Annotated in this window: 19 protein-coding genes; 17 read left to right on the top strand and 2 right to left on the bottom strand. The window is 73.4% G+C overall.

Going from position 1 to position 21,310, the window contains the following annotated elements:
* Positions 1-369 precede the first annotated feature (369 nt).
* From ACI79E_RS09625 to ACI79E_RS09570, 12 genes are all read left to right on the top strand, one after another.
* Positions 370-1,512 (top strand): FAD-dependent oxidoreductase, encoded by a 1,143-nt coding sequence (locus ACI79E_RS09625; RefSeq protein ID WP_456932306.1) that lies wholly within the window; start codon positions 370-372, stop codon positions 1,510-1,512.
* 48 nt (positions 1,513-1,560) lie between these two features.
* Entirely contained in the window at positions 1,561-2,466 is a 906-nt protein-coding gene (locus ACI79E_RS09620; protein WP_456932305.1) for a fumarylacetoacetate hydrolase family protein, read from the top strand.
* The gene (locus tag ACI79E_RS09615) at positions 2,463-3,155 is read left to right on the top strand and encodes a GntR family transcriptional regulator (RefSeq protein WP_456932304.1); all 693 of its coding nucleotides are present in this window, start codon (positions 2,463-2,465) and stop codon (positions 3,153-3,155) included. Before ACI79E_RS09620 ends, ACI79E_RS09615 begins: the two co-directional genes overlap by 4 nt.
* Positions 3,156-3,266: 111 nt before the next feature.
* Entirely contained in the window at positions 3,267-4,709 is a 1,443-nt protein-coding gene (locus tag ACI79E_RS09610) for an amidohydrolase family protein (protein ID WP_456932303.1), read from the top strand.
* Positions 4,710-4,801: 92 nt separating this feature from the next.
* A complete protein-coding gene (locus ACI79E_RS09605; protein WP_456932302.1) occupies positions 4,802-5,245 on the top strand; it encodes a RidA family protein in 444 nt (147 codons plus the stop codon).
* Positions 5,238-6,044 carry an alpha/beta fold hydrolase gene (locus tag ACI79E_RS09600; protein ID WP_456932301.1) on the top strand — a complete coding sequence of 269 codons (807 nt, stop codon included), beginning with the start codon at positions 5,238-5,240 and terminating at the stop codon, positions 6,042-6,044. The genes ACI79E_RS09605 and ACI79E_RS09600 overlap by 8 nt, the downstream gene beginning before the upstream one ends.
* Before the next feature lie 5 nt (positions 6,045-6,049).
* Positions 6,050-7,672, top strand: coding sequence for a sugar ABC transporter ATP-binding protein (locus ACI79E_RS09595; protein ID WP_456932300.1), 1,623 nt, complete (start codon positions 6,050-6,052; stop codon positions 7,670-7,672).
* Positions 7,669-8,799, top strand: a complete 1,131-nt coding sequence (locus ACI79E_RS09590) for an ABC transporter permease (RefSeq protein WP_456932299.1) — start codon at positions 7,669-7,671, stop codon at positions 8,797-8,799. The genes ACI79E_RS09595 and ACI79E_RS09590 overlap by 4 nt, the downstream gene beginning before the upstream one ends.
* Positions 8,800-8,923: 124 nt before the next feature.
* On the top strand, positions 8,924-9,964 hold the full coding sequence (locus ACI79E_RS09585) for a sugar ABC transporter substrate-binding protein (RefSeq protein WP_456932298.1): 1,041 nt from the start codon (positions 8,924-8,926) through the stop codon (positions 9,962-9,964).
* A gap of 79 nt (positions 9,965-10,043) precedes the next feature.
* Positions 10,044-10,898 carry an alpha/beta fold hydrolase gene (locus tag ACI79E_RS09580; RefSeq protein WP_456932297.1) on the top strand — a complete coding sequence of 285 codons (855 nt, stop codon included), beginning with the start codon at positions 10,044-10,046 and terminating at the stop codon, positions 10,896-10,898.
* Between the two features lie 32 nt (positions 10,899-10,930).
* Complete coding sequence (locus tag ACI79E_RS09575; RefSeq protein WP_456932296.1) at positions 10,931-12,196, top strand: MFS transporter; 1,266 nt, start codon at positions 10,931-10,933, stop codon at positions 12,194-12,196.
* 13 nt (positions 12,197-12,209) lie between these two features.
* Positions 12,210-13,004 (top strand): enoyl-CoA hydratase/isomerase family protein, encoded by a 795-nt coding sequence (locus ACI79E_RS09570; protein ID WP_456932295.1) that lies wholly within the window; start codon positions 12,210-12,212, stop codon positions 13,002-13,004.
* Positions 13,005-13,122: 118 nt separating this feature from the next.
* On the opposite strand, the gene ACI79E_RS09565 is transcribed toward ACI79E_RS09570, so the two are convergent.
* Positions 13,123-14,217 carry an acyl-CoA desaturase gene (locus ACI79E_RS09565; protein WP_456932294.1) on the bottom strand — a complete coding sequence of 365 codons (1,095 nt, stop codon included), beginning with the start codon at positions 14,215-14,217 and terminating at the stop codon, positions 13,123-13,125.
* Between the two features lie 83 nt (positions 14,218-14,300).
* Positions 14,301-15,194 (bottom strand): isocitrate lyase/PEP mutase family protein, encoded by an 894-nt coding sequence (locus ACI79E_RS09560; RefSeq protein ID WP_456932293.1) that lies wholly within the window; start codon positions 15,192-15,194, stop codon positions 14,301-14,303.
* 104 nt (positions 15,195-15,298) lie between these two features.
* Between ACI79E_RS09560 and ACI79E_RS09555 the strand changes: the two genes are divergently transcribed.
* The 5 genes from ACI79E_RS09555 (at position 15,299) to ACI79E_RS09535 (ending at position 21,155) form a co-directional block, all read left to right on the top strand.
* Positions 15,299-16,057 (top strand): GntR family transcriptional regulator, encoded by a 759-nt coding sequence (locus tag ACI79E_RS09555; protein ID WP_456932292.1) that lies wholly within the window; start codon positions 15,299-15,301, stop codon positions 16,055-16,057.
* A complete protein-coding gene (locus tag ACI79E_RS09550) occupies positions 16,054-18,117 on the top strand; it encodes a hydantoinase/oxoprolinase family protein (RefSeq protein WP_456932291.1) in 2,064 nt (687 codons plus the stop codon). The genes ACI79E_RS09555 and ACI79E_RS09550 overlap by 4 nt, the downstream gene beginning before the upstream one ends.
* Before the next feature lie 3 nt (positions 18,118-18,120).
* A complete protein-coding gene (locus ACI79E_RS09545; protein ID WP_456932290.1) occupies positions 18,121-19,998 on the top strand; it encodes a hydantoinase B/oxoprolinase family protein in 1,878 nt (625 codons plus the stop codon).
* 2 nt (positions 19,999-20,000) lie between these two features.
* Complete coding sequence (locus ACI79E_RS09540) at positions 20,001-20,618, top strand: isochorismatase family protein (RefSeq protein WP_456932289.1); 618 nt, start codon at positions 20,001-20,003, stop codon at positions 20,616-20,618.
* 72 nt (positions 20,619-20,690) lie between these two features.
* Positions 20,691-21,155 (top strand): NUDIX domain-containing protein, encoded by a 465-nt coding sequence (locus ACI79E_RS09535; RefSeq protein ID WP_456932288.1) that lies wholly within the window; start codon positions 20,691-20,693, stop codon positions 21,153-21,155.
* Positions 21,156-21,310 lie beyond the last annotated feature (155 nt).

Below are 21,310 nucleotides of genomic sequence, written 5' to 3'. Positions count from 1 at the left end.
TCAACGCGGTACGTGTTACGGCTGGTCGACGGTGCGTGAACCTCTGGTTAAGAGGTCCTACCACTAGACGTTAGTGAGCTGGGTCACGCGCGCGCAAGGGTCCTCGCGCAGGAATCACGCCAGTGTGTCCACGGGGGCGCGACCGGGTCCGCCGATCGGCGCGGAGCCGGGCGTCGTGGGACCGGGGTGGGGCGGGCTCACCGGTGGCACGGGGTGCCATAACACGAGCGAAACAAAGAACTTCCACCGGGTTCACATCAACCCCTTCCCCTCATCGGGGAGCGGCGCTACCTTCTGGATCCCGGATTTCGGATCCGGGATCCGAAACAATGAACGTGCAGGTCAGAGGCCTGAACGCGGAGGTGGAGCATGCCCAGAAGAGCGGAGATCGCCGGTGCGGGACTGTCCGGTCTGGTGCTCGCCACCCGCCTGGCCCAGCTCGGCTGGCAGGTGCGGCTGCACGAGCGCAACCCCGAGCTGCGGATGTTCGGAGCCGGCATCTGGATCTGGGAGAGCGGGCTCCGCACGCTGGAGACGATCGGCGCCTTCGACCAGGCCACGGCGCGTGCCCGCAGCATCGCCGAGTGGCGGATCGCCGACCAGCACGGCGGCGTCCTCATGTCGCGCCGCACCACCCCCGACGACCGGCTCCTGCTGCCGCCACGGGCCGACCTCTACGAGGCGCTCATCACCCAGGCGCAGCACTTCGGGGTGCAGATCGAGACCTCCTCGCTGGCGGTCGGCGCCTCGCCCGACGGCCGGCTGCAGATGGAGGACGGCAAGGAGTACGCGGCCGACCTCGTGGTCGCCGCCGACGGCGCCTACTCCCGGCTGCGCGAGTCCATCTTCAGCACCGCCTGGATGGACTTCGGCACCGAGGCCGGCATCCGGATGATGATCGACCGCGACGAGGGCGACCCCGAGGACACGATCATCGAGTACTGGCACGGCCGGCGCCGGCTGCTCTACAACCCGTGCACCGACGGCCAGGACTACATCTTCCTGAGCGCCCCGGTGTCCGACGAGCGGGCCAGCCGGATGCCGGTCGACCGCGACCTGTGGCGCACCCAGTTCCCCGCCGCAGCCCACCTGGTCGACCGGTTCGCCGAGGCCAGCCGCTGGGACCGGCTGGTCAACGTCCGCTGCCGCTACTGGTCGAAGGGGCACGTCGCGGTCATCGGGGACGCCGCCCACGCCATGCCGCCCAACCTCGGGCAGGCCGCCAACACCGCCTTCATCAACGCGATGGCGCTGGCCATGACCCTCGAGCACGAGCGGGACGTCCCGACCGCCCTCGCCCGGTGGGAGCGGGAGAACCGCGCGCTCACCGACCACGTGCAGTGGTGGTCCTACCTCTACGGCTTCGTCGTCGCGAAGGTCCCCGACCGCATGGACGGCGTCCGCGCCCGCCTGCTGCGTTCGGTGTCCGGTTCCCGCCCCTTCCAGAACGGCCTGAACAAGGGCGCCCGGCACGTGCCGGCCGGCGCCCGGACCACCTCCCTGACCGCCTGATCCCCGAACTCCGTCCCACGCCGTGCGCACCCACCTGGAGGCTCTCTCGTGAAGTACGTGTCGTTCCTCAGCGACACCGGTCCCGGCGTGGGGGCGGTGCTCGGCGAGCACGTGTTCCCCGTTCCCCACGGGTACGCGGTCAGCGCCGACGGAGCCCCTCTCGGCCTGCTCGAGCTGATCCAGCGCGGCGCGCCGACCTCGGTGCCCTGCTCGACCGCGCCGATCCCGCTGGCCGACGTCCGGTTGCTGGCGCCCATCCCGCGCCCGGCACGCAACGTCATCTGCGTCGGCCAGAACTACCACCAGCACTCGCTGGAGTTCGACGCCTCCGGGTACAACTCCACGCCGAGCAACGGGGTGCCCGACCGCCCGGTCGTGTTCACCAAGGCGCCCAGCTCGGTCATCGGACCCGGCGACGTCATCCCGCTGCACGACGAGCTGACCACCGAGCTGGACTACGAGGCCGAGCTCGGCGTCATCATCGGCACGGGCGGCCGCGGCATCCCGGTCGAGGAGGCGCTGTCCCACGTCTGGGGCTACACGATCATCAACGACGTCACGGCGCGGGACGTGCAGCGGGACCACCGCCAGTGGTTCCTCGGCAAGTCGCTGGACGGCTCCTGCCCCATGGGCCCGTTCGCCGTCACCGCCGACGAGGTCGACGTCACCGACCTGCTCGTCGAGACCCGGGTCAACGGGGAACTGCGCCAGAGCGCGAAGACCGCCGACCTGATCTTCGACGTCCCCACGCTCATCGCCACGATCAGCGCCGGGATGACCCTGCAGCCCGGCGACGTCATCGCGACGGGCACGCCGGCGGGGGTGGGCATCGGCTTCGACCCGCCGCGCTTCCTCCGGGCGGGCGACACTGTCGAGGTCAGCATCACCGGGCTGGGCACCCTGACCAACACCGTCGGCGGCCCGCCGGGGACCGACCCGGGGGAGAGCGCATGAGCCCAGACCGCACCCGGACCGGTGGAGCCCTGGCCGGGTTCTCCCCGATCCAGCGCGGCACCATCCGGGACGCCACCCGTGACGCCCTGCGTGACCTGATCATCAGCGGCGGCGTCGAGGTCGACACCCCGCTGCGGCAGGACGAGCTCGCCGCGCGCCTGGGCATCAGCCGCACCCCGTTGCGGGAGGCGCTGCACGCCCTGGCCAGCGAGGGCCTGGTCACCTTCGACGCCCACCGCGGCGCCGTCGTCACCCGGCCCTCGGCCCGGCAGCTGCTGGACCTCTACGAGATCCGGGAGCAGCTGGAGGTGCTGGCCGGCCGCCTGGTGGTCGCCGGCACCTCGGAGGAGCACATCCGGGCCGTGCAGGACCTGCACGGCGAGATGTCCGGGGTCACCGACCCGGTGGTGTGGGCCCAGCTCAACCAGCAGTTCCACGCCACGCTCTACGCCCCGTGCCGCAACCGGGAGCTGATCGCCCTGATCGACACGCTCTCGGCGCGGGCCAAGTTCTACGTCCGCATCCTCGTGTCGGCCGGTCCCTCGGCCGCCGGAGCCCACCGCGAGCACGGGGAGATGCTCGCCGCCCTCCAGGACCGCGACCCCGACGCCATGGAGGCGGCGATCCGCGCCCACCTGCAGGGCACCGCCGCCCAGGTCGCCCCCGCTCTGGCCCCCGACGGGGACTGACCCCGCCGCACCCCCTCACCACCTCCGACACGCCCCCGCCGGGGCCGGCCGCACCGGCGCCCCGGGACGTGCCGCGATCCCGCACACCCTCGACCCAGGAGAGGAGTCCCCGTGTACGAGGACTGGACGCTCATCACCGGAGGCACGGTCATCGACGCGACCGGTGCCGACCCCCGCCCCGACACCGACGTCGTCCTGCACGGCGACACGATCATCGCCGTCGGCGACGACACCACGGGCATCGTGATGCCGCCCAAGGAGAAGATGCGCCGCATCGACGCCACCGGGCGCACCGTCATGCCCGGCCTCATCGACGTGCACTGCCACATGACCTACGGCGAGGCGCGCTACGAGGAGGAGATCGACCTCTACACCAGCGCGGAGATGCGCACCCTCATCGCCGCGGCCAACGCCCGCAAGGTGCTCCGGGCCGGCATCACGAGCATCTCCCAGCCCGGCGGCAGCTACTACATCGGCGTCGGCATCCGCGAGGGCATCAAGGCCGGCCTGGTGCAGGGGCCCCGCATGACCGCGGCCGGCCGGTACCTGACCACGAGCAACGGCCTGACCGACTGGTTCCCCGACTCCGTGGGCGTCCCGGACGGCAACATCGGCACGCTGACCAACACCACCGACCAGATGAAGAGCGAGATCCGGCACCAGGTCAAGAACGGCGTCGACCTCATCAAGCTGGCCGACAGCCCGTACGGCGACTACCAGGCGTTCACGAACGACGAGATGAAGCTGGTCGCCGACCTGGTGCACCAGCTCGGCAAGAAGGTCACCATCCACGCCCGCGGGCCGGGCGAGGTCAGGGCCGCCGCCGACGCCGGCTTCGACTGGATCATGCACGGCAACGTCATGACCGACGAGGGCATCGAGAAGCTGGTCGAGAACGACGTCACCCTCGTGCCGACGCTGCTGCTCCTGGCCAACCTCGGCGACTGGCCCGAGCTCACCGGCGCCCCCTACCCGCAGTACCACGGGGCGCGCCGGATGCTGGAGAAGAGCGTCGAGAGCCTGCACAAGGCACACGACGCCGGGGTGCAGTTCGCCATGGGCACCGACACCGGCTTCGCCATCACCCCCTACGGCGAGTGGCACGCCCGCGAGCTGGAGCTGCTGCGGGCCTACGCCGGCCTGTCCAACATGGAGTGCATCCTCGCCGCCACCGCCAACGGCGCGAAGATGATGAACCTCGACGGCAGGCTCGGGAAGCTGGTCCCCGGCTACCTCGCCGACGTCATCGTCGTGAAGGGCAACCCGGCCGAGAACCTGCACGTCCTGGTCGACAAGCGCAACGTCGAGATCGTCATCAAGGACGGCGTCGTCCAGGAGTTCCCCGACGACCTCGACATGGTCCGGTACCACAACGACCGCGACCCGCTGATCTACAGCCAGACCGAGCTGACCTACGACATGGTCACCGGCGACAACCCGGACAAGCCCTACAGCGTGCTGCCCTGGTCGATGACCGACGGCCTCGAGATCGCCCACGAGATCGACCGCAGCCAGAAGGCCCTCGTCCCCGAGGACGGCGCCGTCCACGACTGACCGCGTCCGCCCCCGCACCGCCCACCGGCCCGACGCCACGCACCGATCCCGAGCTGCCCGCACCCGGGCGGCCGACCGAAGGGAGCACCTCCATGACCGTCACCCTGCACCGCAAGCCCAAGGGCCTCGGCGAGCCGCTGGGCCGCTACTCGCACGTGGCCGTCGTCGCCGACGGCGACCCCGTGTTCATCGCCGGGCAGGTCGGCATGACCGAGGACGGCGAGCTGTACGGCGACGGCAGCTTCGCCGACCAGGTGCGCGGTGCCTACGCCAACCTCGGGACGGCGCTGGCCGCCGTCGGCGGCACGTTCGCCGACATCGCCAAGATGACCACCTACCTCGTCGGAGGCGGGACCCACCTCCCGGAGTTCATGAGCGTCCGGGGCGAGGTCTTCGCCGAGATCTACCCCGACGGCGACTACCCGCCCAACACGCTGCTGTTCGTCGAGCGGCTGGTCGAGGAGCCGCTGCTGATCGAGATCGAGGCCATCGCCGCCGTCCCGGGCGCCGCCGAGGTGGGGGTCGACGATGCCTGAGGTCGTCGTCAACGGCCACACCACCACCTGGTGGGAAGCCGGCACCGGTGACCCGCTGCTGCTGATCATGGGCACCGGGATGAGCGGTCGCGCCTGGGCCCACGAGGTCGAGGAGCTCTCCCGCCAGTACCGCTGCATCACCTACGACATGCGCGGCGTCGGCACCGCCGACTGCACCGACTCCGACTACACGCCGGCGCTGCTGGCCGAGGACGCCGTCGCCCTCCTGGACGCGCTCGGCATCGAGTCCGCGCACGTCATGGGCTTCAGCCTCGGCTCGTGCACCGCGCAGGAGCTGGTGCTCAACCACCCCGAGCGGGTCCGCTCGGTGGTGCTGCTGTCCACCTGGAGCCGCACCGCGGACGAGAACCACGTCCGCCGGCACTACGAGTCGCGGCGGTACGCGCTGCAGCACGGCCCGCTGGACGTGTTCGCCAAGTTCGCCTTCTGGATGTGGTCGCCGACGCTGCTCGAGGAGGAGCACGAGCGGATCTGCGACCTGGAGGCGCAGCTGCGCGGGTGGACCGGGTCGAAGGACGTCTCCGGTTTCATCGGCCACTTCACCGCCGACCTCGCCCACGACGCGATCGACCGGCTGCCCTCCATCCAGGCGCCGGTGCTGGTCGTCCACGGCGACGAGGACCGGATCACGCTGCCGCGCTACAACCGGCGGGTCGCCGCGGCGATCCCCGGCGCGGAGTACGTCGAGATCCCGCGTGCCGGGCACCTCGCGTTCCTGGAGCAGCCGGCCGCGCTCACCAAGACCGTCGCGGACTTCCTCAGCAGGTCGGGGAGCTGACCGCCATGGCCGCGACCACGGGCGTGCCCACCTTCGGCGTGCGCGCCGCCGTCCACGACTACTCGGGGGTCGTCGTCCTCCGGGACGTCGACTTCGAGCTGCACGGTGGGGAGATCCACGCGCTGCTCGGGGAGAACGGGTCGGGCAAGAGCACGCTGATCAAGGTGCTCACCGGCGCGGTCCGGCCGACGGCGGGCACCCTGCACCTCGACGGCGACCCGGTCGTCTTCGCCACGCCGCAGCAGGCGCAGGCGGCCGGCGTCGCGGTGGTGCACCAGAACTACAACCTCTTCCCGGACCTGACGGTCGAGAAGACCCTGCTGGCCAGCGCCGCCTCCACCCCGCGGCGGCTGACCGGGCTCGGCGCGGTCGACCACCGCGCCTGGCGTCAGCGCGTCGAGCAGCTGCTCGACCGGCTCGGTGTCGACCTCGACCCGCGGGCCCCGGTCGGCGCGCTCGGTCCGGCCGAGCGCAAGTTCGTCGAGATCGCCCGCGCCATGGCCACCGAGCCGCGCTTCCTCATCCTCGACGAGCCCACGGCGTCGCTGGAGCCGAGCGCCGCCGACCGGGTGCTCGCCCTGATGCGCACCCTCCGGACGCACGGCGTGGGACTGGCCTTCGTCTCCCACCGGCTGGACGAGGTGGCGGCCACCGCCGACCGGGTCACGGTGCTGCGCGACGGGGCGCGGGTCGCCGAGCGCGCCAGCACCGGACTGACCACCGCGGAGATGGCCCGGCTGATGGTGGGTGACCGGCCGCAGGAGTCCCTGCGCCCCGAGGTCTCCACCGTCCGCCCGGACGTGCTGCTGCGGCTGCGCGAGGTCCGCTGCCTCGACGCGGGCGACTCCTTCGACCTCGACGTGCACGCCGGCGAGATCCTCGCCGTCACCGGGCTCGTCGGCTCCGGCGCCGCCACGTTCGTCTCCATGGTCGGCGGCGACGTGCCGCTGCGCGGCCGGGCGGAGATGGACGGCCGGGAGGTGCGGCTGCGCACCGCCCGGGACGCCCAGGCGCAGGGGATCGGCTTCATCCCCGAGGACCGCAAGGCCCGCGGCCTGGTGCTGGAGCACTCGTGCGCGGTCAACATCTCCCTCGCCTCGCTGGGCCAGGTGGCCACCGCCGGCCGGGTCTCCCGGCGCCGGCTGCTGCGCCGGGCCGAGGAGTACCGGACCCGGCTGGACATCCGGCTGCCCTCCCTCACCGCGCCGGCGTCGTCGTTGTCGGGGGGCAACCAGCAGAAGGTGCTGGTGGCCAAGTGGCTGGCCTCCGGTGTCCGGCTGATCGCCGTCGAGGAGCCCACCCAGGGCGTCGACATCGGCGGGCGGGCGCAGATCCACGACCTGCTGCACGAGTTCACCGCCGGCGGCGGCGCGGTGGTGCTGTTCTCCACCGACGTCCGGGAGGTCCTCGGCCTCGCCGACCGGGTCGCGGTCTTCCGCCACGGCTGCCTGTCCCGCGTCCACCCGGTCGGCGACCTCGACCAGGCACGGCTCACCGCACTCACCGCGGGAGAGGAGCCGGACGCCGCGCCCCGGGCCGCGGGTGCCGCGGTCCCGCCCCCCGCCACCGCGCCGTCCACCCCGACCCCGTCCTCCCGCCCGACCGTCCGAGTGGAGAGCTCCCGATGACCACGATGCGCGAACGCCCCGTCCGCAGCGACCCGCCGGGGGAGCGGACGCCCCGGCCCCAGGTCCGGGTCCGCGGGGCCCTGTTCGACCGGCTGTTCGTCCCCGTGGTCCTGCTGGCCCTGGTCGCCTACCTGTCGGCGACCAACGACGCCTTCTTCTCCCGCATCAACGTCACGAACGTGCTCATGCAGGCCTCGATCCTGGCGATCGTCGCCTTCGGCGCGACCTTCGTGATCATGGCGGGGCAGCTGGACCTCTCCATGGGCACCGGCTCGGCCCTGATCAGCGTCATCGGGGCCACGGTCATGGTCGACACCGGATCGGTCCTGCTGGGCGTGGGGGCCTGCCTGCTCGCCGGTCTGCTGCTGGGCGTGCTCAACGGCGTGGTGGTCACCGCGCTGCAGGTGCCGTCGTTCATCGCCACCCTCGGCACGATGATCATCTGCGGCGGCGTCGCCCTCGCGATGACCAACGGCGGGGTGGTCAGCGGTCTCCCGTCGGGGTTCCGCGAGGTGGCCACGCTCCGGCTGCTCGGCCTCCCGGTGCTCGTCTGGGGCACCGCGGCGGTCTTCCTGCTCCTGTGGTGGCTGCAGCGCCAGACGGTGTTCGGCTACCAGGTGCTCGCCGTCGGTGGGAACGCCGAGGCCGCGCGGCTGTCGGGGATCTCCCTCGGCCGGGTCCGCCTGCTGGTCTTCGTCCTCGCCGGCCTGGCCACCGCGCTGGCGGCGATCGCCCTCCTGGTCCGGGTGCAGTCCGGGCAGCCCAACGCCAACGGCACGCTCGCCCTCGAGGCGATCGCGGCGGTCGTGGTCGGCGGCACCAGCCTCAACGGCGGCCGCGGCTCGGTCGTGCGCACCCTCTGGGGCGTGCTGCTGATCGCCGTGCTGCGCAACGGCCTGGACCTCAGCGGCATCAGCGAGGACTACAAGCAGGTGGTCCTCGGCACGGTGTTCATCCTCGCCGCGTCGGTCGACTTCCTCCGCCGGCGCCTGGTCCGCCGGCGGGTCACGCCGTCGGCCGCCGGTCCGGCCCTGTCCACCCCGGTACCGGCGGACGCCGGGCCCGGCCAGGTCCCCGGCGGCACCGGACCCGTCCCGCCGTCGTCAGCGACCGCACCCCACCGCTGACGCCCCAGCCCGCGCCTGGCCCGCGCCGCGCGCGTCCGCAGGTCTCCCCGCCTGCCCGTACCGCCCCGGTCCCGGACACCGCCGTCCCCCCGGCCGGTGTCCACCACCCCTCCAGGAGGTATCCGTGCGCACCTCGACCCTGTCCACCCTGACCCACCCGCACGTCCGGCGCCGTACCGCTGCCGCGCTGGCCGCCACGGGGCTCGTCCTGTCCGCCGCCGCCTGCTCCGGCGGTGACGGAGAGGCCGCCGCCTCCGGTGGCGGCGGCGGAGGTGGGGACCAGATGACCGTGGAGATGAACCTCTACTCGCGGTCCCTGCCCTACTTCCAGGACTTCGTCGCCGGCGCGCAGGAGCGCGCCGACGCCGAGGGCGTGACGCTCAACGTCACCTACGGGGAGACCGACCCGCAGCTGCAGTACGACCAGGTGCAGAACGCGCTCACCCAGTCGCCGGACGGGGTGATCGTCGTCCCGGTCGACCCGGCCGCCCTGATCCCGGTGTTCCAGCAGGCCTCCGACGGCGGCGTGCCGGTGCTCACCGCCATCAACGACATCGAGGAGGACGGCTGGCCGTCGGTGATCGGCCACGTCGGCAAGGAGTACACCGAGGTCGGCCGGGAGAAGGCCCAGTACCTCGTGGACGCCCTGGGCGGCCAGGGCACGGTGGCGATGGTCCACGGCATCCGGGGCCTGCTGTTCAGCGAGCTGCAGGCGCAGGGCGCGATGGAGGTGTTCGCCGAGAACCCCGGCATCACCGTCATCGACGGGCCCTACACCGGTGAGTTCAGCTCCGACGCCGGTCTGGCGGCGGCCGAGAACGTGCTGACGGCGAACCCCGACGTCGACGCCCTCTACTTCGACAACGACGACATCGCGCTGGGCGGGGTGCTCGCCGCCCAGCAGCGGGGCATCGCGATGGAGGACATCATCATCATCGGCACCGACGGTGGTGAGCCGGCCCGCCAGGCCGTGGCCGCGGGCGAGCTGGACATGACCATCACCCTCTGTGGCTTCCTGAACGGCAAGCAGGCGATGGACACGCTGGTGTCCTACGTCCGGGACGGCGAGGAGCCCGCCGGGCGGACCGTCGACGTGACCAGCCAGACGATCACCGCCGAGAGCTACGAGGACGTCGAGGCGCTCATCGCCTCCGGCGACTGCTGAGCCCGTCACCGCTCCCGGTCCGGCTCCGGCCGGACCGGGAGCGGTCCCTCCCCTCGACACCGACAGACCAGGAGCCCTCGTGTCCGACGCCCGTCCGTTCACCTCCGGCCGTGACCAGGTCATCAGCTACCCGGTCACCGCGACCGGCATCCGCACCCGCGTGGTGGAGTCCACCGGGGGCGTCACGCCGTTGATCTGCCTGCACGGCGCCGGCTCGCGGGCCGACCGCTTCACCCCGGCGATCCCGGGCCTGGTTGCCGCCGGCTACCGCGTCTTCGCCGTCGACTTCCCGGGGCACGGCCTGGCCGACAAGGGCTCCGGACCGGACCACACCGCGGCCGGCTTCGCCGCCTTCGTCGCCGGCGTCCTGGACGAGCTGGGTCTCTCCGGCGTGACCGTGGCCGGCACCTCGCTGGGGGCCCACGTCGCGGCCCACCTGCTCCTCGACCGGCCCGACCTCGTCGACTCGGTGGTCCTCATCGGTGCGATCGGGCTGGCGCCCCTGCCCGAGGAGAACATGGTCCCGCGGGAGGTCCTGGCCGACGCCAGCGACGCCGGTGTCCGTCGCAAGCTGGACCTCCTCGTCGCCGACCCGGCGATGGTGACCGACGCCTGGGTGCGCGAGGAGTCGATGATCAACTCCTCGCTGGGTGCCCGCGAGTCGCTGACCGCGGTCGCCGACTTCCTGCTCGGCCCCTGCAACGACGACCTGGTCGTCGACGCGCTCAACGGGGCCTCACTCACCGACCGGGTGCTGCTGGTGTGGGGCGAGGACGACCGGTGGACGCCGCTGTCCATGGGGCACGCGGCGCACGCGGCGCTGCCCGGGTCGACCCTCGCGGTCATGGAGGGCTGCGGGCACGCCCCGTACTTCGAGGACCCCGACCGGTTCGCCGAGATCATGACCGACTGGCGGCGGCGCCGCCCCGTGTGAGCCCGGCGCGCCGTCGGAGAGGAGTCCCCGCGGTGTCGGGACCAGGAGGGCCCGGAGCCACCCGGACGACGTCGCCGTCGCTGTGGCGGCTGCCGGCCATGCGTGCGCTGCTGGTGGTCAGCCTGGCCGGCTTCACCAGCTTCTGCACGACCCTCAGCGCGCTGCCGTCCTGGGCGGCGGCCGGCGGTGCGACCCCGGCCGCCGCCGGCCTGGTGATCACCGTGATGCTCGCGTGCACCGTGCTCACCCAGGCTGCGGTGCCGACGCTCGGTGCCCGGCTGGGCCTGTCCCGGCTGTTCGCGCTCGGCCTGGTGGCCATGGGGCTGCCGTCCCTGGGCTACCTGGTGGGCGACGCGCTGTGGTGGCTCATGGCGGTGTCCGCGGTCCGCGGGGCCGGCTTCGCCGTCGTGACCGTGGTCGGCGCGACCCTGACCGCGCGCATCGCGCCTCCCGGGCGCCACGGGGAGGCCGTCGGCATCTACAGCCTGTCCAGTTCGCTGCCCAACCTGCTCGCCGTCCCGGCGGGGGTGGCGCTCACCCTGGCCGGGCACTTCGCCTGGGTGGCCGTCCTCGCTGCCACGCCCCTGCTGGCGCTGCCGCTGGTCGGCGGCCTCGACCGCGCCGCCCGGCCGGGGGAGCGCCCGCCACCCGCCGCAGCCGGGCGGAGCGGCCCCGCGGTCCTCGCGGCTGCCGGCCCTGCGGGCGTGCTGCTGGCCGCGGCCGTGGCCTGCAGCGGGCTGGTGACCTTCCTCCCGATCGAGCGGCCGGACGGGGTGCTGGCCACGCTGTCCCTGCTCCTGCTCGGGGTGAGCGCGGCGCTCACCCGGTGGCGTGCCGGTGCGCTGGCCGACCGGATCGGCAGCCGGCTGCTCATGCCCGCCGGACCCTCCCTGTGCGCGGCCGGGCTCGTGCTGGTCGCCGGCGGCCTCGTGCTGGGCCGCGGAGCGGGACCGGACGTCGTCGTCCTCCTCGGCGCGACGGTCTTCGGCACCGGCTGGGGAGCGGTGCAGAACCTGACGCTCGTGGCGGCCTTCCGGCGGGTGGCGCCGGACCGGGCGGCTACGGCCGGCGCCGTCTGGAACGCCGCCTTCGACTCGGGGCTGGCCGTGGGCGCCGTGGCGGTGGGCGCGGTGGCCGGCACCGCGCTGGGTCTGTCGTGGACCTACGTGGTGTGCGCGGTGCTGGTGGCGCTGAGCCTGCCGTTGGCGGTGGGGACGGCCCCCCGTGGGGGGACGCCCGCCGACGTCCGCGAGACGGGTCCGCGACCGCACGGCGACGCCCCCGTCGGGCAGACGTGAGAAGTTGGCCGGCATGGGTGACGCGCAGCGGCGGGAGTCGGGTCTGGTCGTCGAGGACCGCGGGCACGTCCGCGTCCTCACCCTGGACCGGCCCGAGCGCCGCAACGCGCTCTCCTCGGCGGTCCAGGCCGACCTGGTCGAGGAGCTGCTGCGCTGCGGGGAGGACGACGGGGTCCGCGCGGTGGTGCTCACCGGCAACGGCCCCGCGTTCTGCGCGGGGTTCGACCTCAAGGAGATCCGCGAGGGCGACCGCCGGGGCGAGCGGTTCCGCCCGCCGATGGACCGGCCCACCCGGTCGCTGTTCGAGGTGGTCACCGAGACGCCGATCCCGGTCGTCGCGGCCATCAACGGTGCCGCGGTCGCCGGTGGGTTCGAGCTGGCGCTGGCCTGCGACCTGCGGGTGGCCGCGCCCGGGGTCCCGATGGGGCTGCCGGAGGCGAAGATCGGGATGGGCGCCAACTTCGGGTCCGTCGTCCTGCCCAAGCGCATCCCGATGGGCATCGCGCTGGAGCTGCTCTACACCGGGGAGTACGTGACCAGCGAGGTCGCCGAGCGGTGGGGCCTGGTCAACCGCCTCGTGCCGGCCGAGGAGGTGCTGCCCACGGCGCTGCGGCTCGCCGAGGCGATCGCCGCCAACGCCCCGATCTCCATCCGGCGGATGAAGGAGACCGCGGTGAAGTCGCTGGAGCTGCCGCTGTGGCAGGCCCTGCGGCTGGACGTCGGCCCCAACCCCTATCTCAGCGAGGACCGCAAGGAGGGCATCGCCGCCCACCTGGAGAAGCGCCCGCCGCGGTGGACCGGCCGCTGAGCCTTGCCGGCCGACAGGGGTTCCGCGGCCGCTCGTGCTCTGCCCACGGTGGGGGGCAGTGCACGAGCACGGGTCGGGAGCCACGTGGTCCGCAGCTCCGTCGCCGGGTGACCGGACCTCACCGCACCGAGCGCAGCTCGCGGGCCAGCGGGCACTGGAACGGGTCGCGCCGGCCCAGGCCCACCCGGTTGAGGTGGCGGACGACGACGCCGAAGGTCTCCACCAGGCCCATCTCCGTGTAGCGCACCCCCGTGGCCGCGCAGTGCGCCCGGACCAGCGGCTGGGCGCGGCGCAGGTTGGGCCGCGGCATGCTCGGGAACAGGTGGTGCTCGATCTGCAGGTTGAGCCCGCCCATGAGCAGGTCCACCGCCCGACCGCCGCGGATGTTGCGCGACATCAGGGTCTGCCGGCGCAGGAAGTCGATGCGCACGTCCGGCGGCACGATCGGCATCGCGATGTGGTTGGTCGCGAACGTCGCCCCGAGCAGGAGGCCGAAGACGGCCAGCTGCACCGCCAGGAACGCAGCGGCCAGGCCCGGGGGGAGGGCCGCCACGAGCAGCGCCACGAGCCCGCCGAACCGGACGGCGAGCATCGCGGCCTCGATCCCGCGGTGCCGGCCGGGCCCGCCCCGCAGGACGTGCACGACCGCACCGCGGTGCAGGTTGAGGCCCTCGAGCAGCAGCAGGGGGAAGAACAGCCAGCCCTGGTGCGCGGCGGACCACCCCCGGAACCCCCCGCGCCGCTGGGCGGCCGCGCCGTCCTCCGGGGTGAAGAGGACGACGTCGGGGGCGATGTCCGGATCCGCGCCCCGCTTGTTGGGTGCGGCGTGGTGCCGGCTGTGCTTGCGCATCCACCACCCGTGGCTGAGCCCCACGACCAGGTCCGACAGCACCAGGGCCGCCCACTCGTTGCGCCGCGGGGAGGCGAACACCTGCTGGTGTGCCGCGTCGTGGGCGAGGTAGCCGGCCTGCGCCAGCAGCGCACCCAGGACAGCGGCCACGGCCAGTTGCCACCACGAGTCCCCGAGGACCGCGAAGGCCCCGCCGGTCAGCGCGAACCCGGCCGCCAGCGCGGCCGCGCGCACGGCGTAGGCGCCGTGTCGCCGCTCCAGCAGACCAGCCGCGCGCACCTCGCGGGCGAGGTCGGTGTAGTCGCTGACGTGGCGCTGCCGGGTGCCGCGGACGGCGGGCGGCGGCGGTGCGGCGGTCTCCATGCCGACCAGCCTCCGGTCGCGCCCGGGGCGTGACGATCCAGGCAGCCCGTCCCTGCGGTGTCGGGTCAGCCCGACACCGCAGCTCAGCTCCCGGAGAAGCGCTGCTCCAGCTGCTGGACCTCGGGCAGCCCGATCAGGTCGGTGAACTCGCCGAACGCGGGCAGCTCGGCCAGCGACGGGACGCCGTCGGCCTTGAGCGACGCGAGCACCGAGCGGATGCCCGCCGTCGCGGCCAGCAGCGTGCCGATCGGGTAGATGACCAGGGCGAAGCCGAGCTCGGTCATCCGCTCCAGGGACAGCGGGGGGGTGCGGCCGCCCTCGGCCCAGTTGAACACCAGCGGCGCCACCCCCTCCAGCTCGGTGGCGACCCGCTCGATGTCGGCCTCCGAGGTGGGCGCCTCGACGAACAGCACGTCGGCGCCGGCCTCGGCGAAGGCGCGGGCCCGGGTGATCGCCTCGTCGATGCCGTGGGTGGCCACCGCGTCGGTACGGGCGATGAGCACGAGGTCCGGGTCGCGGCGGGCCTCGACGGCCGCGCGCAGCTTGCCCACCATCTCGTCGGCGCCGATCAGCGCCTTGCCGCTCATGTGCCCGCACTTCTTGGGCATCACCTGGTCCTCGAGCTGGATGCCCGCCACCCCGGCCTGCTCGTACAGCTGCACCGTGCGGACGACGTTGATGGCGTTGCCGTAGCCGGTGTCGGCGTCGGCGATCACGGGGACGTCGACCGCGGCGGTGATCCGGCGGGCGTTGTCGACCATCTCCGCACCGGTCAGCAGGCCCACGTCGGGGCGGCCGATGAGCGAGGCCGTCGTCCCGAACCCGGTCATGTAGACGACGTCGAACCCGGCCTGCTCGACCAGGCGGGCCGACAGCGCGTCGTAGGCGCCCGGCGCGAGCAGCGGCTCCGGCGCGGCCAGCAGCTCCCGCAGCCGGGCCCGTGGCGACGGACGGCGACTTCCCAGCAGGTCTCCCACGACGGCCCCCTCTTGTATGCAGTCATCCGGAATTTACGCAGCAGGGATTGCTCCTGGGAAGCCCTCGGCCCTACGTTGCATGCAATCTCGAAGGGGTGTGAGCCATGACACGGGCGCTGACCTCGGCCGAACGGGCCCTGGACACGCTGCGCGAGGTGATCCTGCGCGGTGAGCTGCCCGCCGGTGCGCGCCTCGGCGAGGTCGAGCTGGCCGAGCGGCTGGGGGTCAGCCGCACCCCGGTGCGCGAGGCGCTGTCGCGGCTGGCCGCCGAGGGCCTGGTCCAGCTGGTGCCCAACCGCGGGGCCCGGGTGGCGACCTGGACCGTCGACGAGCTCGAGGGCGTCTTCGAGTTGCGCGCGCTGCTGGAGCCCCAGCTGACCGCGCTCGCCGTCCCACAGGCCACCGCCGCCGACGCCGAGGAGCTCGAGGAGGTGGCGCACGAGATGCAGCGCATCGGCGCCCCCGGCCCGCAGCAGGACCTCGACGCGCTGGTGCCGCTCAACCGCACCTTCCACGACCGGCTGGTGGCCCTGGCCGGGCACCCCGCGCTGGCCGCGGCGCTGGCCGGCGTCGTCCACCCGCCGATCGTGGTCCGCAACTTCCACGCCTACGACGAGGCCTCGCTGCGCCGCAGCCTGGCCCACCACGTGGAGATCGTGGCCGCGCTGCGCGCCGGCGACGCCGAGTGGGCGCGCGCGGTGATGACCGCGCACATCCGCAACGCCCGCGCCGTCATGGTCCGGGCGGCGGCGGCCGACGTCCTCGACCTGGCGCCACCGGTGCCCGGGAGCCGGACCCGCGCGGAGCACCGCGCCCCCAGCACGGAGCAGACCGAGCACCCCCGAGAGAAGGAGACCCCATGAGCTACCGGCTCGGAGTCGACGTCGGCGGCACGTTCACCGACGTCCTGCTGGTCGAGGAGGGCAGCGGCCGCACGTGGCGGGCCAAGACCGCCTCCACACCGGCCGACCAGTCCGTCGGCGTCCTCCACGGCATCGCCAAGGCCTGCGGCGAGGCGGGCATCGACCTCTCGGAGGTCGCACAGGTGCTGCACGGCACCACGGTCGCGACGAACGCGATCCTCGAGGGCAAGGGCGCGACCGTCGGCCTGGTCACCACCCGGGGCTTCCGTCAGGTGCTCCAGATCGCCCGCTCCTACGTCCCCGGCGGGCTGGCCGGCTGGATCATCTGGCCCAAGCCGGAGCCGCTCGCGGCGCTGGAGGACACCGTCGAGGTCGACGAGCGGATCGCCAGCGACGGGTCGGTGGTCCGCCCGCTGGACGAGGACGACGTCCGCGCGCAGCTGCAGCGGCTCTCCGGGCGGGACATCCAGGCGCTGGCGGTCTCCCTCATCAACTCCTTCGCCGACCCCGCCCACGAGCGGCGGATCGCCGAGATCGCCGCCGAGGTGCTGCCCGGCGTCCCGGTGTCGCTGTCCTCCGACGTCCTGCCCGAGCTGCGGGAGTACGAGCGCACGCTGACCACCGTGGCCAACGGCTACGTGCAGCCGCAGGTGAAGAGGTACGTGACGACGCTGTCCGAGCAGCTGCGCGAGGGCGGGGTCGCCGGCGAGCTGGCCATCCTGCGCAGCGACGGCGGTCTCTCCTCGGCCGGCGCGGCCATCGACTCCCCGGTCACCCTGCTGCTGTCCGGCCCGGCCGGTGGGGTGACCGGCGCGGTCTGGGTCGCCGAGCAGTCCGGGCACCGCGACCTGATCACCTTCGACATGGGCGGCACCTCGACCGACGTCGGGCTGGTCCGCGACCTCGACCCGAAGATCGGCCGGGAGACCAAGGTCGGCGACCTCGCCGTGCGCGCCTCCAGCGTCGACGTCCGCACCGTCGGGGCCGGGGGCGGCTCCATCGCCCACGTCCCCGAGCTGACCCGCGCGCTGCGGGTCGGCCCGCAGTCCGCCGGGGCCGACCCGGGCCCGGCGGCCTACGGCAAGGGCGGGGTGGAGCCGACTGTCACCGACGCCAACGTCGTCCTCGGCTACCTGCCCACCACGCTGGCCGGCGGCGAGATCACCCTCGACGTCGAGGCCTCCCGCGCGGCGATCAGCAAGGTCGCCGAGGCCATGGGCCTGGACTCGGTCGAGGCCGCCGCGGCCGGGATCATCGACATCGTCAACGAGAACATGCTCGGCGGCGTCCGGCTGGTCTCGGTGCAGCAGGGCTTCGACCCGCGCGACTTCTCCCTCGTCGCCTTCGGCGGCGCCGGCCCGCTGCACGCCAACGCCATGGGCCGGCTCACCGGCGCCTGGCCGGTCATCATCCCGCCGGGGCCGGGCCTGCTGTGCGCACTCGGTGACGCCACCACCAGCCGGCGCGACGAGTCCGCCCGCACCGTGCTGCGCCGCTTCGCCGAGCTCTCCGGCGGGGACCTGGTCACGGTGCTGCGCGAGCTCGCCGACGACGCCGGCCGGCGGCTGGCCGCGCAGGGCGTGCCGACCGAGGAGCAGACGGTCAGCTACCAGGTCGACGTCCGCTACCACGGGCAGGGCTTCGAGATCCCGGTCGACGTGGACCCCGCCTGGCTCGACGACGCTGACGCGGCCCTGGCGCGGCTGGGGCAGACCTTCGACGCCGAGCACGATCGGCTGTTCTCGTTCCTGCTGCACGTCGACCACGAGCTGGTGAACGCCCGCGCCACGGTCACCGGCCCGCGGCCCGACGTCGCCCCGGTCGTGCTGCCCGAGGGCGACGGGGACCCGGCCGGCGCGCTGGTGCAGGACCACCGCATCCACGTCGGCGGCGAGTACGTGCCCGCCGGCGTCTACGACCGGGCGCGGCTGCGCGCCGGTGACGTGGTGCGGGGTCCGGCGATCGTCACCGAGATGGACTCCACCACCCTCGTCCTGCCCGGGCACGCGGCCACCGTGCACCCCTCGGGCAGCCTGCTGATCACCCCGCTGGAGGGCTGAGACATGGCACGGATCATCGAGACCGCGACCGGCACGGTCGACCCCGTCGACGTCGACCCGGTCACCCTGGACCTCATCGAGAACGGGCTGCGCAACGCCCGCTACGAGATGGACGAGGTGCTCTTCCGCACCGCCCTGTCACCGGGCATCCGCGAGCAGCACGACGAGTTCCCGCTGATCGCCGACCCCAGCGGCAAGATGGTCGTGGGCCAGTTCGGCCTCTCGGTCCCCGACTTCCTCGCCGGCTTCGACGACACCGTCGAGGAGGGCGACGTCCTGCTCACCAGCGACCCGTACTCCTGCGGTGCGGCCATCAGCCACGCCAACGACTGGTTGGTCGTCGTCCCGGTCTTCCACGAGGGCCGGGTCGTGGGCTGGGCGTCGATGTTCGGGCACATGTCCGACGTCGGCGGCAAGACACCGTGCTCGATGCCCACCGACGCGCACACCATCTACGAGGAGGGCGTGGTCATCCCGCCCTTCAAGCTCTACCGCAAGGGCGAGCTCAACGACGACGCGCTGCGGATCATCCTCAACCAGGTGCGCAAGCCCGACTGGAACCGCGCCGACCTCAACGGCCTGGTCGCCGCCTGCCGCACCGCCGCCCGCCGGGTGGTGGAGATGTGCGAGCGGTTCGGCACGGCGACCTACCTCTCGGCGCTCGACGCCCTGCTGCAGCGCAACCACGACGCGATGAAGGTGCTGCTGCAGACGGTGTTCGAGGAGGGCCGCACGCTGTCGTTCACCGACTACATCTGCGACGACGGCGTCGGCTTCGGCCCGTACGAGCTGAAGCTGTCGCTGACCCGCACCGGGGAGAAGGTGCACCTGGACTTCACCGGCTCCTCACCCCAGGCGGCCGGGCCGATCAACTACTACATCAACGAGAACCTGACGCGGATGTTCTTCGGGATCTACATGATCACCGTCGCCGACCCGCAGATCCTCTGGAACGACGGCTTCTACCCGCTGGTCGACGTGACCATCCCCGACGGCTCCTACTGGAAGCCGAGGCACCCGGCGTCGCTCAACGGCCGCAACCACGGCATCGGCCGGGTCTTCGACCTGTTCGGCGGGCTGCTCGGGCAGACCAACCCGGCGCTGCTCAACGCCGCCGGCTTCTCCTCCTCGCCGCACTTCATGTACTCCGGCTACTACTCCGGGGGCGAGCGCAAGGGGGAGTGGTTCCAGCTGTACTCGATCGGCTTCGGCGGCATCCCCGGCCGGCCGCTCGGAGACGGGCCCGACGGGCACTCGCTGTGGCCGAGCTTCACCAACATCCCGTGCGAGTACCTCGAGTCCTACTACCCGCTGCGCATCGAGCGGTGGGAGACCGTCGCCGACACCGGCGGCGCCGGCCTGCACCGCGGTGGCAACGGGGTCGACGTCGCCTACCGCTTCGACGAGCCGGGCACGATCGCCATCCACGACGACCGGTGGCTGACGTACCCCTGGGGCGTCAACGGCGGGCAGCCCGGCGCGCGCGGCACCAAGTGGCTCGACCGCGCCGACGGCACCCGCCAGGTGCTCCCGAGCAAGTGCCACGACGTCCCGGTGGCACCGGGCGACGTGCTGCACTTCGTCACCTGGGGCGGCGGTGGCTGGGGCGACCCGCTGGAGCGGGACCCGGAGCTGGTGGCGCTGGAGGTGCGCCGGGGTCTGGTCACCGCCGACGGTGCCCGGCGCTACGGCGTCGTGGTGTGCGACGGCGGCGAGGTGGACGCAGCCGCGACCGAGACGCTGCGCGACCAGATGCGCGCCGACCGCCCGGCCGAGCTGCCGGTGTTCGGCATGGGGCCGCCGATCGAGGAGCTGCTGGCCCGCTGCGAGGAGGAGACCGGGCTGCCCGCGCCGCGGCGCCCGGTGTGGGCGGCGGGGTGACGGTGCCCGAGCCGGCACCGGGGCCGCACGGGTCGGCGTTCTCCGGCCGGGTCGGCTGGGGGCGCCGCCCCGCGGTGCTGGTCATCGACCTGTGCCGGGCCTACACCGAGCCGGGCGGGCCGTTCGCGCTGCCCGACCCCGGGCCGGCGGTGGCGGCGACGGCCGCCCTCGTCGACGCCGCCCGCGCCGGCGGTGCCCCCGTGCTCTGGACGGCGGTCCGCTACACCCGCGGGCTGGCCGACGGCGGGCTGTTCGTGCGCAAGGTGCCGGCGTTGGCCGCCTTCGCCGAGGACGCGCCGGGGGAGTGGGGCCAGCTGACCCTGGCCCCGGCGCCCGGGGAGCCGGTGGTGGTCAAGCAGTACGCCTCGGCGTTCTTCGGCACCGCGCTGGCGCCCACCCTCGCCGGCCTCGGCGTCGACACCCTGGTCGTGGCCGGGGTCTCGACGTCGGGCTGCGTGCGGGCCACCGCGATGGACGCCCTCAACTCCGGGTTCCGTCCGCAGGTGGTCCGGCAGGCCTGCGCCGACCGCAGCCCCGAGCTGCACGACAACAACCTGGCCGACCTCGACGCCAAGTACGCCGACGTGGTCGACCTGCCCGAGGCGCTGGCCCACCTCTGAGGGCCTCCGTGTCTGAGGGCCTCCGCGTCTGAGGGCCTTTGTGGCCACAATGGCCCCTCGGGAGGTGGTCGCGTGCCGAGGACGAGCGCGGGCGTGCTCCTCTACCGGCGGCGGCCCGGCGGCGTCGAGGTGCTGGCCGGGCACATGGGCGGGCCGTTCTGGGCGAGGAAGGACGACCGCGCCTGGTCGATCCCCAAGGGGGAGTACGGCGACGGCGAGGACCCCCTCGCCGTCGCCCGCCGGGAGTTCCACGAGGAGCTCGGCTCCCCGGTGCCCGCCGGCGAGCTGGTGCCCCTCGGCGAGGTGCGCCAGTCCGGCGGCAAGCGGCTGACCGTCTGGGCGGTCGAGGGCGACCTGGACGCCGCCGCCTGCACCAGCAACACCTTCGAGCTGAAGTGGCCGCCGCGGTCCGGGCGAGTCCAGGAGTTCCCCGAGATCGACCGGGCGGCGTGGCTGACGGTCGACCAGGCGCGCGGCAAGCTCGTCGCGGCCCAGGTCGCGTTCCTCGACCGGCTGCTGGAGCGGCTGTCCGGCTAGGTGGCGATCGGCGGCAGGTGCAGGTCGACTCCGACGAGCACCAGCGGCCACAGCGGATGGCGCTTCCATGACGGTCCGGTGACGTGTCGTCCCACCCATCCCGCGACGCGCTGACCGGGGCGTTCGGCCTGAGACAGTGCGCAGCGAGCGAAGTC

Source organism: Geodermatophilus sp. SYSU D00079 (assembly GCF_054050635.1).
This window is presented reverse-complemented; position numbering and strand designations above follow the sequence as displayed.